The sequence below is a fragment of the Streptosporangium oxazolinicum genome, from assembly GCF_039537505.1.
In the GTDB taxonomy this organism is placed as follows: Bacteria; Actinomycetota; Actinomycetes; order Streptosporangiales; family Streptosporangiaceae; genus Streptosporangium; species Streptosporangium oxazolinicum.
The window spans coordinates 85,448-99,532 of the sequence record NZ_BAABAQ010000004.1 but is presented as its reverse complement, the minus strand read 5'-3'; the positions used below and the strand labels follow the sequence as shown (position 1 = coordinate 99,532).

Genomic DNA, 14,085 nt, shown 5'->3' with positions numbered 1-14,085 from the left:
CGCGGCCGGTCGTCCCCCGGCCGGCCGCGCCCTCGCGCTCGATCGCGGCACACCCCACCCTGTGACGCCGGGAGACGCGGCAGGTGAGCGTCTCCCGGCGACGGCGACAGGGCAGGACGCCGCCCGCAGGCGCCCGACCCGCGCGAGCTTCGCCGCGCGAAATGAACACAGGGAGCACAACCCCATGACCCCCGCACTGGAACTCCGCGGGATCGACAAGAGTTTCGGTCCCGTACAGGTCCTGCACGACGTCTCCCTCTCCGCGTACGCCGGAGAGGTGACCGCGCTGGTCGGCGACAACGGCGCAGGCAAGTCCACCCTCGTCAAGTGTGTCGGCGGCATCCACCCGATCGACTCCGGCGAGTACTTCTTCGACGGCAAGCCCGTCCAGATCGGCAGCCCGCGCGACGCGGCCGACCTGGGCATCGAGATCGTCTACCAGGACCTCGCGCTCTGCGACAACCTCGACATCGTCCAGAACATGTTCCTCGGCCGCGAGCACAGGCGCGGCATCGTCCTCGACGAGGACACGATGGAGGAGATGGCGGCCAGGACCCTGGAGAGCCTGTCGGTCAGGACCGTCAAGTCCATCCGCCAGCTCGTCGCCAGCCTGTCCGGCGGCCAGCGCCAGACGGTGGCCATCGCCAAGGCCGTGCTGTGGAACAGCAAGGTCGTCATCCTCGACGAGCCGACCGCCGCCCTCGGCGTCGCCCAGACGGCGCAGGTGCTGGAACTCGTCCGGCGCCTGGCCGACCAGGGCCTGGCCGTCGTCCTCATCTCGCACAACATGAACGATGTTTTCGCGGTGTCCGACCGGATCGCCACCCTCTACCTGGGCCGGATGGCCGCCCAGGTCAAAACCTCGGACGTCACCCACGCGCAGGTCGTCGAACTGATCACCTCTGGCCGCAGCGGGGACCTCGGCCTCACCAACGGAGTCACCGTATGACCGCCACGATTTCACCGAAGACCGTGCACGAGGCACCCTCGATCAGGACGAACGTCCGAGGTTACGCCGAGAGGGTACGCGGCGGCGACATGGGCGCGCTGCCCGCGGTGTTCGGCCTCGTGGTGCTCTGCACGATCTTCGCCATCCTGAGGCCCGCCTTCCTGACCTCGGGAAACTTCGCCAACCTCTTCACCCAGGGCGCCGCGGTCACCGTGATCGCGATGGGCCTGGTCTTCGTGCTGCTCCTCGGTGAGATCGACCTGTCGGCGGGTTACGCCAGCGGCGTCTGCGCCGCGGTGCTCGCGATCATGCTCAGCGACCAGGGGCTGCCCTGGTACGTGGCGGTGGGCACGGCGATCCTCACCGGGGTGGTGATCGGCACCGCGATCGGCTCCATCGTCGCGAAACTCGGCATCCCGTCGTTCGTGGTGACGCTCGCGGCCTTCCTGGCCTTCCAGGGACTGGTCCTGCTGCTCGTCAAGGGCGGCACCATCGTCGCCATCCGTGACGAGACCATCCTCTCGATCGCGAACAAGAACCTCCCGCCCACGCTGGGCTGGATCCTGCTGGCCGTGGGCGTCGCCGCCTACGCCGGGCTCCAGCTGCTGCGCTCCCAGAAGCGTGCCGCCCGGGGCCTGACCGCCGACCCGATCTCGCTCATCGCGGTCAGGGTCGGCGCCCTCGCGCTGCTCGGCGGCCTCGCCGTCTACTTCCTCAACATCGAGCGCAGCCGCAACGCCGCCGTCGTCTCCCTGGCGGGCGTGCCGCTCGTGGTGCCCATCATCGTGGTCCTGCTGCTGATCCTGACGTTCGTGCTCCGCCGCACGGCGTACGGGCGCCACCTGTACGCGGTCGGCGGCAACGCCGAGGCCGCGCGCCGGGCGGGCATCAACGTCGACCGGATGAAGATCAGCGCCTTCGTGATCTGCTCCTCCATGGCCGCCGTCGGCGGCGTCATCGCCGCCTCGCGGGCCAGCTCCGTCGACCCCAACACCGGCGGCAGCAACGTGCTGCTCTACGCGGTCGGCGCCGCCGTCATCGGCGGCACCAGCCTGTTCGGCGGCAAGGGCCGGGTGCTGGACGCCATCCTCGGCGGTGCCGTGGTCGCGGTCATCGAGAACGGCATGGGCCTGATGGGCTACAGCTCCGGTGTGAAGTTCATGGTGACCGGTTCGGTGCTGTTGCTGGCCGCCATGGTGGACGCGCTGTCCCGCAAGCGGGCGGCCGCCACTGGTCTAAGGTGATCAGCGACTCCGATTCACCGAAGGAACACCACGCCATGCGGGCAGGCCCCTCCCAAGAGGAGATCAGGCGTCACAACCTTGGGGCCCTGCTCCGGCACGTCCATCTGAGCGGGCCCACCTCGCGTGCGGAGCTCACCAACCGGATGGGCCTCAACCGCAGCACCATCATGGCCCTCACCGCCGACCTGACCGCCGCCGGGCTGGTCAGGGAGGAACTCCCCAGGGAGACGGGCAGAGCCGGGCGTCCGTCCCTGGTGGTCCGCCCCGAGTCGGCGCGGGTCTACGTGTTCGCCCTCGACGTGGGCGTCGACCGGCTGGTCGCCGCCCGCGTCGGCCTGGGCGGCACCATCCTCGACCGCCGCGAGACGGTACGGCGGCGCGGGGACTTCTCGCTGGAGGAGATCGTCGGCCCGCTCGCCGCCTTCGCCCGGCAGATGCACCGCAGGACACGGCCCGACACGGTGTGCGTCGGGGTGGCGGCGGCCTTCTCCGGGGGAGTGGGCCGAGGCGACGGGGTGATCAGGTTCGGGCCCAACATGGTCACCGTGGACGACGTGCCGTTCGCCGACGAGATGACCCGCCGGCTCGCCTTCGGCCTGCCGGTCACCGTCGGCAACGACGCCAACCTCGCCGCCCTCGCCGAGCAGACCCGGGGCGTCGGCGTCGGCTGCCGCGACCTCGTCTATCTCCACGGCGACGTCGGCATCGGCGGGGGAGTGATCGTCAACGGCCAGCTGCTCGGCGGCCACCTGGGTTTCGGCGGCGAGGTCGGGCACATGATCGTCAACCCTGACAAGGGCCGCCTCTGCGGGTGCGGCTCGCACGGCTGCCTGGAGGCGGAGGTCGGGGAACGCGCCCTCCTGGAGGCCGCGGGCCGTTTCGGCTCCCGGGTCGGCAGGGACGCCGTCCGCGCCGTGGTCGACGCCGCCGACCGGGGAGACGTCGTCGCGCAGGCGGCCCTGAGCCGCGTCGGCGACTGGCTCGGCCTGGGCGTCTCCAACCTCGTCAACCTGTTCAACCCCGAAATGGTCGTCTTCGGGGGCACGCTCAGGGAGATCTACCTCGGCTCCGCCGCGCAGGTCCGCAGCCGCCTCACCCTCGACGCCCTGCCCCCGTGCCGCGAGCAGCTGCGCCTGCGCACCTCGGCCCTCGGCGACGACGCCACCCTCGTCGGCGCCGCCGAACTGGCCTTCTCCCAGGTCCTCGCCGACCCCCTGGAAGTCCTCGCCCGCGCGGGCTCCTGACCCTCCCGCGCCATCCGGCGACGATGAGGGGCTCACCTCGCGGGTGTGAGCGGGGATGCCCTGCTCCGCGATGATTCGTGGTCCGCGATGATCTGGGTTCTGGGGGACCCGCATTCCGTGGTGATCCGTGTTCTCGGACGACCGGCGTTCCGTGGTGATTCGCGGGACGTCGCGCTGTCGGCACCCGAGGTCGTGGGTGCCGACGGTGGTGCGGACTGTTACTTGACGAGACCGGCGACCACGTGGCGCAGCTCGACGTGACCGGCCTTGAGCTCGGCGACGTCGCCCTCGACACGCTTCATGGAGAGCTCGAGGTTGCCGACGGAGCGCTTGACCACCGAGATCTCCTCGCGGAGCTCGGCGTGACCGGTGCGCATCTCAGCGCGGAGTTCGTCCTGTCCGGCCCTGAGTTCGGTCATCTCCGCGCGGAGGCTGTTCTGCCCGGTTCGGAGTTCGTCCTGCCCGGCCCTGAGTTCGGTCATCTCCGCGTGGAGGCTGTTCTGCCCGGTTCGGAGTTCGTCCTGCCCGGTTCGGAGTTCGGTCATCTCCGCGCGGAATCCGGTCATCTCCGTGCGGAGTTCGGTCATCTCCGTCCAGAGGTTCGTCGTCACCGTTCGCAGGTCGTTCAGGACCTCGAAGATGCCTGCGTTGATCACCTTGCTCTCCTGGCTCTGCACGCGGAGCGCGGCGACGTCCGTTTCCAGGACGCGCAGGCGGATGTCAGTCGTGTCCAATCGTCTTTCTCCTTGCCTTTGTACCAGCGGGGGGACCGAGCCTGGTTCCGTGGCGTGGAGGGCGCTCACGGGGAGGGTCGTTCAGGTGGCGTCGCCAGGTTACTGAATGTCATGAGCTCGTCGCTACTCGTGGTCGCGTTTTGGGGGAGATCGCTCGTGCCGGTTGGGGATGGATCCTGCCCCTTCCGGAGGACGTGGCTCACCCCGGGTGGAAAAGAACGACCACCCGTCGCGCGTCCGTGGGGCGGCGGCGGGTGGTCGCGGGAGTCGGGGGTCAGCTGACCCGGGACTCGGGGGCGGTGAAGGTGTTGCAGGAGCCGGGGGTCTCCTGCTGGAAGCCGCGGGTCACTCGGTAGGCGATGTTCTTGGCCGTGCCGTGGGTGGCCGTGCTGTAGGCGGCGTTCAGGACGTACCTGAAGTCCGACTCGCGACGGTTGAGGGAGGGCCAGATGCTGCCGATGAAGGCAACGCTCAGGCACTCGGCCTGGAGCTCGATCTTGCGCAGCTCGGCGAGCACCTCCTTGTCGTTCCTGTATTTCCGGGAGTTGAAGGCCGTCATGATCCCGGAGAGCTACTGGACGTGGTGGCCGCACTCGTGCGCCAGGGTCTGGAACAGGAGCAGCTCAATCGCCTGGGAGAGGATCCCCTTGCTGGGATAGAAGGTGATCTTCTTGTTCGCCGGGCAGTGGACCGCCTGGGCGCCCTTGGGGAACCTGCCGCAGCCGGTCGGGACGCCGATGCGCGCGGTGACCGCGAACCTGGGCTTGGAGAACGGCGGCTTCGTCTTGGAGAACTGGTACTCCCAGCCCCCGTTGAGGCAGTCCGGGGCGAAGCTGAGATAGGTCTCGGCGGTCTCCAGGTCGTCGTTGTAGACCGGCTGCTCCGGGCAGGCGTCCGGTTCGAGCTTGCCCGTCTTGTATATCGGGTTGGCGGTCAGGGCGGCCTTGCCCGTGGGCACCGGCGCGAGCCGCTCGGTGGTGACCGCCGCGCCCGCCGTCCCGGTGAGCAGCGTGCTCACGAGCACGCCGGAGAGCAGTGCGATAAGGGGGATACGTATGATTCTCAACCCCAGGGGAGGTTGAAGGGGGGGTAAAGCCGATATGCGGCCATGCTCGGGAAGCATGGCCGCATATCGGGGTTCGTGCCGGAAATCAGGAAATCAGGAAATCAGGGGGTCAGGGGGTCAGGGGACGCGAGAGGGCGCGCGTGGGCGGTGTCGAAGATCAGGCGACGCGGCCGGAGGGGGCCGTCCAGGTGTTGCATCCGGACGGGGAGCCCGCGTTGTAACCGCGCTCCATCCAGTAGGCCTGGCTGCGGCCCTTGCCGTGGTCGTTCTTGGGCCAGTTCTTGTGCCCGTTGGCATTGACCCAGCTGACCATCGCGTCCCAGTGCGCGGGCTCGACCGGCAGGTCCTCGGAGATCTTGCGCAGGAAGGCGGAGCCAAGGCAGTCGGCCTGCAGTTCGAGGCGGCGGGAGAAGGCCAGTTTGGTGGACGAGGAGGCGCGCCAGATGCTGCTGCCGTAGTAGTCCATGATGCCCGCGAGGCGCTGCACGTGGTGGCCGTACTCGTGGGCGATGAACTGGGCGTGGTTGGCCGGGAAGGCGTTCTTCAGGACCTCACGCGTGACGCCGATGTAGATGGTGCGGTTGCTGGAGCAGTACAGCCCCCCGGCGCTGCTGGGCCACCGGCCGCAGGGGGTGTTCACCTTGGTGGTGGAGAAACGCAGCCTGGGCTGGGAGAACGCCAGGTTGGTCTTCCTGAACTGGGTCTTCCAGGCCAGGTTCAGGCAGCGGATGATCTTGGTCACGAAGGTCCGGTAGGAGGCCGCGCTCCCCGCGCGGATCTGTCCGGCCTGGCAGCGCATGGTGGGCAGGGTGCCGGTGCGGTAGAGGGGGCTGGCCGTCGCGGCGGCCCGGCCACGCGGCGGCGCCTGCTCCCTGGCGGAAGCGGCGGAGCCGGCGGAGGTGGCGGAGGTGGTCGTGCCCGACGTCGTCCCGGTGACCGGCGCGACCTGCTGCGAGGCTGAGGTCGCGGCGGTCCGCGAGGCGGACGCGCTGGCTGTGCCCAGGCCCGTCACCAGGGCAAACGTCAACGAGACGGCAACAAGCGATGATAGTTGCCCAAAGGGGAGAGTTTTCATGGTGGGGCAAAGGTTATTGCAAGTGTGGATAAAACGTGCAGAATCGCCGCCCCCGAGGGTTGCGTCCCCCATCGCAACTAGACTCGACGTGACGTTGACTGGACAGAGGGGATGATTCCGTGAGCGAGCGGACCGGGCAGCCTGGAAATCTTCTGGAATCGGTCAAGGGCCCAGGGGACCTCAAGCGCCTGGCGGCGGACGAGCTACCGGTCCTCGCCGCCGAGATCAGGGATCTCCTGATCGCCTCCACCGCCCGCAGCGGCGGCCACCTGGGTCCCAACCTCGGCGTCGTCGAGCTGACGATCGCGATGCACCGGGTCTTCGACTCCCCTCACGACCGCATCCTGTGGGACACCGGCCACCAGGCGTACGTCCACAAGATGCTCACCGGCCGGGCCGGGCGGTTCGACACGCTCCGTCAGGAGGGCGGCCTGTCGGGCTACCCGAGCCAGGCCGAGTCCGAGCACGACATCATCGAGAACTCCCACGCCTCGACCGCGCTGTCGTACGCCGACGGCCTGGCGAAGGCGTACCGGCTGCGCGGCGAGGCGGACCGCACGGTCGTCGCGGTGATCGGGGACGGGGCGCTCACCGGCGGCATGGCCTGGGAGGCGCTCAACAACATCGCGGCGAGCAAAGACCTGCCGCTGATCATCGTGGTCAACGACAACGGCCGCTCCTACTCGCCGACCATCGGCGGCCTCGCCTCCCACCTGGCCTCCCTGCGCACGAACCAGCGCTACGAGGACGTGCTCGACTTCGTCAAGGGCAACCTGACCAGGGTCCCGGTGGTCGGCGCCCCCGTCTACGACGCCCTGCACGGCGTCAAGAAGGGCCTCAAGGACGTCCTGGCCCCGCAGGTCATGTTCGAGGACCTCGGCCTGAAGTACATCGGGCTGGTCGACGGCCACGACGAGCAGGCCGTGGAGGCCGCGCTGCGCAGGGCCCGCGACTTCCGCCGCCCGGTCATCGTGCACGTGCTCACCAAGAAGGGCTTCGGCTACTCCCCGGCGGAGAACCACGACGAGGACTGTTTCCACTCGCCGGGCGTCTTCGACCCGCTCACGGGTGAGGAGAAGCCGAAGCCGCACGGCTGGACCAACGTCTTCGGCCAGGAGATGGTGCGGCTGGGCGCGGAGCGGCGCGACATCGTGGCGATCACCGCCGCGATGCTCGGCCCCACCGGCCTGATCCCGTTCTCCGAGGCCTACCCCGACCGCCTCTACGACGTCGGCATCGCCGAGCAGCACGCGCTGACCAGCGCCGCCGGACTGGCACTCGGCGGCCTGCACCCGGTGGTGGCCGTCTACGCCACCTTCCTCAACCGGGCCTTCGACCAGCTCCTGATGGACGTCGCCCTGCACCGGCTCCCCGTCACGGTCGTGCTCGACCGGGCGGGCGTCACCGGCGACGACGGCGCCAGCCACAACGGCATGTGGGACCTGTCGATCCTGCAGGTCGTCCCCGGCCTGTCGATCGCCGTCCCCCGCGACGAGCCCCGTCTGCGCGAGCTGCTCGCCGAGGCCGTGGAGATCGACGACGGCCCGAGCGTCGTGCGCTACCCCAAGGGGGCGGTGGCCACCGAGATCGAGGCGGTCGGCCGCCTCGGCGAGATGGACGTGCTGCGCGCGGGCGACCCCGACGTGCTGCTCGTCTCCGTGGGACCGATGGCCGAACTGTGCATGGAGGCCGCCGACCTGCTCGACGCCCAGGGCATCTCCGCCACGGTGGTCGACCCGCGCTGGGTCAAGCCCCTGGACGAGGCCCTGACCGCGGCCGCCCGCGTCCACAAGCTCGTCGTGGTGGTCGAGGACAACGGCCGGGTGGGCGCGGTCGGCGACGCGGTCGCCCGCATGCTGCGCGACGCCGACGTGGACGTCCCGGTCCGCACGTACGGCATCCCGCAGCGCTTCCTCGACCACGCCAAGCGCCCGAAGATCCTCGGCGAGATCGGCCTGACCTCGCAGGACATCGCCCGCCAGATCACCGAGGCGATCGCGAAGCGCTCCCCGGTCCTGGAGAACCACCCGACCCGCTGACAGCGCCGCCCGGCGTCCGCCCGACCGTGCGAGCCTCCGCCTATCCGAGGACCCTCCCGCTCGCGTCGTCGGAGCCGGTCGTGTGACCGGAGTCGGTCGTGCGAACGGAGTCGGCGGCGGCGCCAGTGTTGTCGGCGTCGCCGGTGTCACCGATGTCGCCGACGTCGTCCCCGCCCGCCGCCTCCCGTGGCGGGCGGGCGCGGTAGTTGATCACGACGAGGCCCGCGACCACGACCGCCACGCAGGTGAGGATCGGTACCAGCAGGTGCCGGTTCTGCCGCAGGACCTCACCCGCGAGGGTGCCCAGCGTCAGGTAGACGGTCACCCACACCGCGCTGCCCGCCAGGACCCAGCGGATGAAACGCGGGTACGGCATCCTCAGGGTCCCGGCGACGATCGGGATGAGCGAGCCGACCATCGGCAGGAAACGGGCGGCCGCCAGTGCCGGGCCGTACCCCGCGCCCGTGGCCAGTTGCTCGGCCCGCGACCAGCGCCGCTCGCCGATCCGGCGCCCGGCCCCGCTGCGGCGCAGCCGCGACCCGTACCGGCGGCCGACGAGCCAGCCGCCGGTGGCGTACAGGACGCACCCGGCGCACCCGGCGAGTGCCACCGCCGCGATCTCCCACGGACCCGCCAGCGCCGCCCCCGCCACGAGGATCGCCGCGACACCGGGTATCAGCGAGCCGGCGAACGCCAGCACCGCGAGAAGTACCGAACCGACCAGGTACGGAGACGACGACTGCAGCATGTCCAGGAGCATGACCCCAGGATCGCGGCCGTGAACGGCGGCCGGCATCGGGGACCTCCCCCCAAACAACCCCGAGTTCGCCGTTCGGTCCTCGATCTGCGGGGAATGTGACCTGGAACACAGAACCGGCGGTCGAGGAGGGGCCATGAGCGTCTTACGCGTCAAGTCGGTGGAACAGTCGATCTCGGACACCGAGGCGCCGGAACACCGGCTGCGCAAGGACCTCAGCGCGCTGGACCTCACCATCTTCGGTATCGGCGTCGTCATCGGCACCGGCATCTTCGTGCTCACCGGCCGGGTCGCCAGGGAGATGGCCGGTCCCTCGGTGGCCCTGTCCTTCGTGGTCGCCGGTGTCGTCTGCGCGCTGGCGGCGCTCTGCTACGCCGAGTTCGCCTCGACCGTCCCGGTGGCCGGGTCCGCCTACACCTTCGCCTTCGCCACCCTCGGTGAGTTTCCCGCCTGGATCATCGGCTGGGACCTGATGCTGGAGATGATGCTCGGCGCCGCGGTCGTCGCGGTCGGCTGGTCGGGATACCTGACCTCGCTGCTGTCGTCCCTGGGGGTGACACTGCCCGGCGCGATCGCGGGGGAGGGGGCGGTGTTCAACCTGCCCGCCGCGCTGATCGTGCTGATCCTCACCGCGATCCTGGTCATCGGGATCAAACTGTCGTCCCGGTTCAACCTCGTCATCGTCACGATCAAGCTCGCGGTGATCCTGCTGGTCGTCGTGGCCGGGCTGTTCTTCGTCAGGGCCGCCAACTACTCCCCGTTCGTCCCGCCGTCGAAGCCGACCCCCGCCGTGGAGGGGCTGGCCGCGCCGCTGATCCAGGTGCTGTTCGGGATCAGCCCGGTCGCGTACGGGGTGCTGGGCATCTTCAGCGCCGCGGCGATCGTGTTCTTCGCCTACATCGGCTTCGACGTGGTCGCCACCGCCGCCGAGGAGACGCGCAACCCGCAGCGGGACCTGCCCATCGGCATCCTGACCTCGCTCGGCGTCTGCACGGTGCTCTACGTCGCGGTCTCCCTGGTCGTCGTCGGCATGCAGCCCTACAGCAGGCTCAGCGAGGCCGCGCCGCTGGCCGACGCGTTCAAGGCGGTCGGCCAGATCTGGGCCGCGTCGCTGATCAGCGTCGGCGCCCTGGCCGGTCTGACGACGGTCGTGATGATCCTCATGCTGGGCATGTCGCGGGTGATGTTCGCGATGTGCCGCGACAACCTGCTGCCGCGCGGGCTGGCCAGGGTGCACCCCAAATACCGGACCCCGTACATCATCACGATCATGATGGGTCTCGTCGTCGCGGCCCTGGCCGGGCTGGTGCCGCTCGCCACCATCGCCGAGCTGGTCAACATCGGCACGCTCTTCGCGTTCGTGGTGGTCTCGATCGCGGTGGTCGTCCTGCGCCGCACCCGTCCCGAGCTGCCGAGGTCCTTCCGCACCCCGCTGGTGCCGCTGGTGCCGATCCTGTCGGTGCTCGCCTGCCTCTACCTGATGCTCAACCTGCCGGTGGAGACCTGGCTCAGGTTCGTGGCGTGGATGCTGCTCGGGATCCTGATCTACTTCGGGTACGGCTACCGGCACAGCAGGCTGTCGGAGCGCTGACGGCTCCCCCGCCACGGGAGGACGGGGGAGCCGTACGAGAGGACGTCAGGCGGGGACCGAGGCCACGCCCGGCGGCAGGAAGCGCGGCTCGGCGATGCCGGTCCGGTCGAGGTACGGGGTGACGCCGCCCAGGTGGAACGGCCAGCCCGCGCCGAGGATCATGCACAGGTCGATGTCCTGGGGAGCCGAGACCACGCCCTCCTCCAGCATGAGGCGGATCTCCTCGGCGAGCGCCCGCAACGCCCGCAGCCGCACCTCCTCGGCCGTCGACGGGGAGGTGCCGCCGGTGAAGAGGGCCACCGCCTCGGGGTCGAGGGAGAAGTCCGGCGCGTAGACGCCCGGCTTGCCCGCCGAGACCAGCCGGGCGAGGTTCTCCGACACCCCGTAGCGGGCCGGGAAGGCCTCGTGCATCGTCTCGGCGACGTGCAGCGCCACGGCGGGGCCGACGAGCTGCATCAGCGCGAACGGGGTCATCGGCAGGCCCAGCCCGTCCAGCGCGTGGTCGGCGACCTCCAGCGGGGTGCCCTCGTCGACGGCGCCGATGACCTCGCCCATGAAGCGCGTCAGCAGCCGGTTGACCACGAACGCGGGCGCGTCCTTGACCAGCACGGACGACTTCTTCAGCGACCGGCCGACGGAGAAGGCCGTGGCGAGCGTCGCGTCGTCGGTCTCCGAACCCCGCACGATCTCCAGCAGCGGCATCACCGCGACCGGGTTGAAGAAGTGGAAGCCCACGACGCGCTCCGGGTGGCGCAGCCCCGAGGCCATCTCGGTCAGCGACAGCGAGGAGGTGTTCGTGGCCAGCACGCACTCGGCGGAGACGACCTCCTCCACCTCGGCGAACACCTTCCGCTTGACCTTCATGTCCTCGAACACGGCCTCGATGACGAAGTCGGCGTCGGCGAACGCGTCCTTGGTCAGCGAGCCGGTCACCAGGGACTTGAGCCGGGTGGCCTGGTCGGCGGAGACGCGTCCCTTGCCGAGCAGCTTGTCCACCTCGGCGTGGACGTAGCCGACGCCCTTGTCCAGCCGGTCCTGGTCCAGGTCGGTGAGCACCACCGGGACCTCCAGGCGGCGGGCGAACAGCAACGCCATCTGCGAGGCCATCAGGCCCGCGCCGACGACGCCGACCTTGGTGACCTTGCGGGCCAGCGCCTTGTCCGGGGCGCCCGCGGGCTTCTTGGCCCGGCGCTGGACCAGGTCGAAGGAGTACAGGCCGGCGCGGAGCTCGTCGCCCATGAGGAGGTCGGCCAGGGCCTGGTCCTCGGCGTCGAACCCCTCGTCGCGTGAGGCGGTGCGGGCCAGCTCCACCAGCTCCAGCGCCCGGTACGGGGCCGGGGAGGCGCCGTGCAGCCGCATGTCGAGCAGGAAGCGCGCGTCGGCGACCGTCTTGGCCCAGTCGTCCCCGGTGTGGTCGGTGCGGGAGACCGTCACCTCGCCGCGCAGCACCTGCGCGGCCCAGCGCAGCGACTCCTCCAGGAAGTCGGCGGGCTCGAACATCGCGTCGGCGACCCCGAGCGCGAACGCCTCCCTGCCCTTGATCATGCGGTTCTGCGCGAGCGGGTTCTCGACGATCAGCTTGACGGCCGCGGCCGGGCCGATCAGCCGGGGCAGCAGCTGGGTGCCGCCCCAGCCGGGGACCAGGCCGAGGAAGCACTCGGGCAGCGCCACGGCGGGCACGCCGGAGGAGATGGTCCGGTACGTGCAGTGCAGCGCGACCTCCAGGCCGCCGCCCATCGCCGCGCCGTTGACGAACGCGAACGACGGCACGTCCAGCTCGCCGAGGCGGCGGAACACGTCGTGCCCCAGTTTGCCGATCCGCAGCGCCTGGTCCCGCTCGGAGACCAGCGCGGCGCCCTTGAGGTCGGCGCCGACGGCGAAGACGAACGGCTTGCCGACGACGCCCACGGCCGCCAGGTCGCCGCGCCCGGCGACCGCGTCCAGGGCCTCGCCCAGCGAGGTGAGCCCGCCGGGGCCGAACGTCGACGGCTTGGTGTGGTCGAAGCCGTTGTCCAGCGTGATCAGGGCCATGACGCCCGCCCCGTACGGCAGCTCCACGTCGCGGACGGCCGCCCGGGTGACGACCTCGTCGGCGAAGATCTCCGCGATGTCGGTGCCGCTGCCGCCGGTACCCGTCTTGATGTCCGTCACTTCTCGCCCTCCCAGCCGAGGTTCTCCCAGATGACCGTTCCGCCCATGCCCAGGCCCACGCACATCGTGGTCACGCCGTAGCGGACGTCGGGGCGCTCGCCGAACTCGCGGGCGAGCTGCGTCATCAGGCGCACCCCGGAGGAGGCCAGCGGGTGGCCGAAGGCGATGGCGCCGCCGTAGGGGTTCACCCGGGGGTCGTCGTCGGCGATGCCGAAGTGCTCCAGGAACGCCAGCACCTGCACGGCGAACGCCTCGTTGATCTCGAACAGTCCCAGGTCGGAGATGGAGAGCCCGGCCAGGCGCAGGGCCCGCTCGGTGGACGGGATCGGCCCGACGCCCATCACCTCGGGGTCCACGCCCGCGAAGGCGTACGAGACCAGGCGCATCTTCGGCGCGAGGCCGAGCTCCTCCGCGACGTCGGCGGCGGCCACGACGCAGCCGGTGGCGCCGTCGTTGATGCCGGAGGCGTTGCCCGCGGTGACCCGGCCGTGCGGGCGGAACGGGGTCTTCAGCCCGGCGAGGGCCTCCAGCGTGGTGCCGGGACGCGGAGCCTCGTCGGCCGTGGCCAGCCCCCAGCCCTTCTCCGCGGACCTGGTCGCCATCGGGACCAGGTCCTCCTGGATCCTGCCGTCGGCGTACGCCTTGGCGACCTTCTCCTGGGAGGCGAGGGCGAAGGCGTCCGCGCGGTCCTTCGTGATGGAGGGGTAGCGGTCGTGGAGGTTCTCGGCGGTCATGCCCATGACGAGGGCGGAGCCGTCCACGAGCTGCTCGGCGAGGAAGCGGGGGTTGGGGTCGACGCCCTCGCCCATGGGGTGGCGGCCCATGTGCTCGACGCCGCCGGCGATGGCGACGTCGTAGGCGCCGAAGGCGATGCCGCCGGCGACCGAGGTCACCGCGGTCATCGCGCCCGCGCACATGCGGTCGATCGAGTAGCCGGGCACGGTCTTGGGCAGCCCGGCCAGGATCGCGGCGGAGCGGCCGAGGGTCAGGCCCTGGTCGCCGATCTGCGTGGTGGCCGCGATGGCCACCTCGTCGACGCGCTCGGGAGGCAGATTCGGGTTACGCCGGATCAGCTCGCGGATGACGCGGATCACCAGGTCGTCGGCGCGCGTCTCGGCGTACAGGCCCTTGGGGCCCGACCTGCCGAACGGTGTGCGCACACCGTCGACGAATACGACGTCACGAGAGGAAGGCACGGGTTCGCTCCTCGTTGCTGGATGGCTTCCCCACCATGC

At 70.4% G+C, this 14,085-nt stretch carries 12 protein-coding genes; 5 read left to right on the top strand and 7 right to left on the bottom strand.

The annotated features are described in order from the left end of the window. Positions 1-184 precede the first annotated feature (184 nt). From ABD817_RS13405 to ABD817_RS13395, 3 genes are read left to right on the top strand one after another with little or no spacing between them, the layout of a single operon-like run. Positions 185-949: an ATP-binding cassette domain-containing protein gene (locus tag ABD817_RS13405; protein ID WP_344918194.1), complete on the top strand. Its 765-nt coding sequence runs from the start codon at positions 185-187 to the stop codon at positions 947-949. Next, positions 946-2,193 (top strand): sugar ABC transporter permease, encoded by a 1,248-nt coding sequence (locus tag ABD817_RS13400; protein WP_344918193.1) that lies wholly within the window; start codon positions 946-948, stop codon positions 2,191-2,193. The genes ABD817_RS13405 and ABD817_RS13400 overlap by 4 nt, the downstream gene beginning before the upstream one ends. A gap of 35 nt (positions 2,194-2,228) precedes the next feature. After that, positions 2,229-3,437, top strand: a complete 1,209-nt coding sequence (locus ABD817_RS13395; protein ID WP_344918192.1) for an ROK family transcriptional regulator — start codon at positions 2,229-2,231, stop codon at positions 3,435-3,437. 218 nt (positions 3,438-3,655) lie between these two features. Here the strand turns inward: ABD817_RS13395 and ABD817_RS13390 are convergent, their stop codons facing one another. From ABD817_RS13390 to ABD817_RS13375, 4 genes are all read right to left on the bottom strand, one after another. Continuing rightward, positions 3,656-4,171: a hypothetical protein gene (locus ABD817_RS13390; protein ID WP_344918191.1), complete on the bottom strand. Its 516-nt coding sequence runs from the start codon at positions 4,169-4,171 to the stop codon at positions 3,656-3,658. Positions 4,172-4,445: 274 nt separating this feature from the next. Beyond that, complete coding sequence (locus ABD817_RS13385) at positions 4,446-4,730, bottom strand: neutral zinc metallopeptidase (RefSeq protein WP_344918190.1); 285 nt, start codon at positions 4,728-4,730, stop codon at positions 4,446-4,448. Between the two features lie 12 nt (positions 4,731-4,742). Then, entirely contained in the window at positions 4,743-5,237 is a 495-nt protein-coding gene (locus ABD817_RS13380) for a neutral zinc metallopeptidase (protein ID WP_344918189.1), read from the bottom strand. Between the two features lie 157 nt (positions 5,238-5,394). Further along, positions 5,395-6,264, bottom strand: a complete 870-nt coding sequence (locus tag ABD817_RS13375; protein ID WP_344918188.1) for a neutral zinc metallopeptidase — start codon at positions 6,262-6,264, stop codon at positions 5,395-5,397. A gap of 167 nt (positions 6,265-6,431) precedes the next feature. Between ABD817_RS13375 and dxs the strand changes: the two genes are divergently transcribed. Next, entirely contained in the window at positions 6,432-8,351 is a 1,920-nt protein-coding gene (dxs, locus tag ABD817_RS13370) for a 1-deoxy-D-xylulose-5-phosphate synthase (RefSeq protein WP_344918187.1), read from the top strand. 40 nt (positions 8,352-8,391) lie between these two features. Here the strand turns inward: dxs and ABD817_RS13365 are convergent, their stop codons facing one another. Further along, positions 8,392-9,111, bottom strand: coding sequence for a DedA family protein (locus ABD817_RS13365; protein WP_344918186.1), 720 nt, complete (start codon positions 9,109-9,111; stop codon positions 8,392-8,394). A 133-nt stretch (positions 9,112-9,244) separates the two neighbouring features. Between ABD817_RS13365 and ABD817_RS13360 the strand changes: the two genes are divergently transcribed. After that, the gene (locus ABD817_RS13360) at positions 9,245-10,699 is read left to right on the top strand and encodes an amino acid permease (RefSeq protein WP_344918185.1); all 1,455 of its coding nucleotides are present in this window, start codon (positions 9,245-9,247) and stop codon (positions 10,697-10,699) included. Positions 10,700-10,744: 45 nt separating this feature from the next. On the opposite strand, the gene ABD817_RS13355 is transcribed toward ABD817_RS13360, so the two are convergent. Together ABD817_RS13355 and ABD817_RS13350 are read right to left on the bottom strand one after the other, a co-directional pair. Further along, positions 10,745-12,850 carry a 3-hydroxyacyl-CoA dehydrogenase NAD-binding domain-containing protein gene (locus ABD817_RS13355; protein ID WP_344918184.1) on the bottom strand — a complete coding sequence of 702 codons (2,106 nt, stop codon included), beginning with the start codon at positions 12,848-12,850 and terminating at the stop codon, positions 10,745-10,747. Next, positions 12,847-14,046 (bottom strand): thiolase family protein, encoded by a 1,200-nt coding sequence (locus ABD817_RS13350; RefSeq protein ID WP_344918183.1) that lies wholly within the window; start codon positions 14,044-14,046, stop codon positions 12,847-12,849. The genes ABD817_RS13355 and ABD817_RS13350 overlap by 4 nt, the downstream gene beginning before the upstream one ends. Between the last annotated feature and the right edge of the window lie 39 nt (positions 14,047-14,085).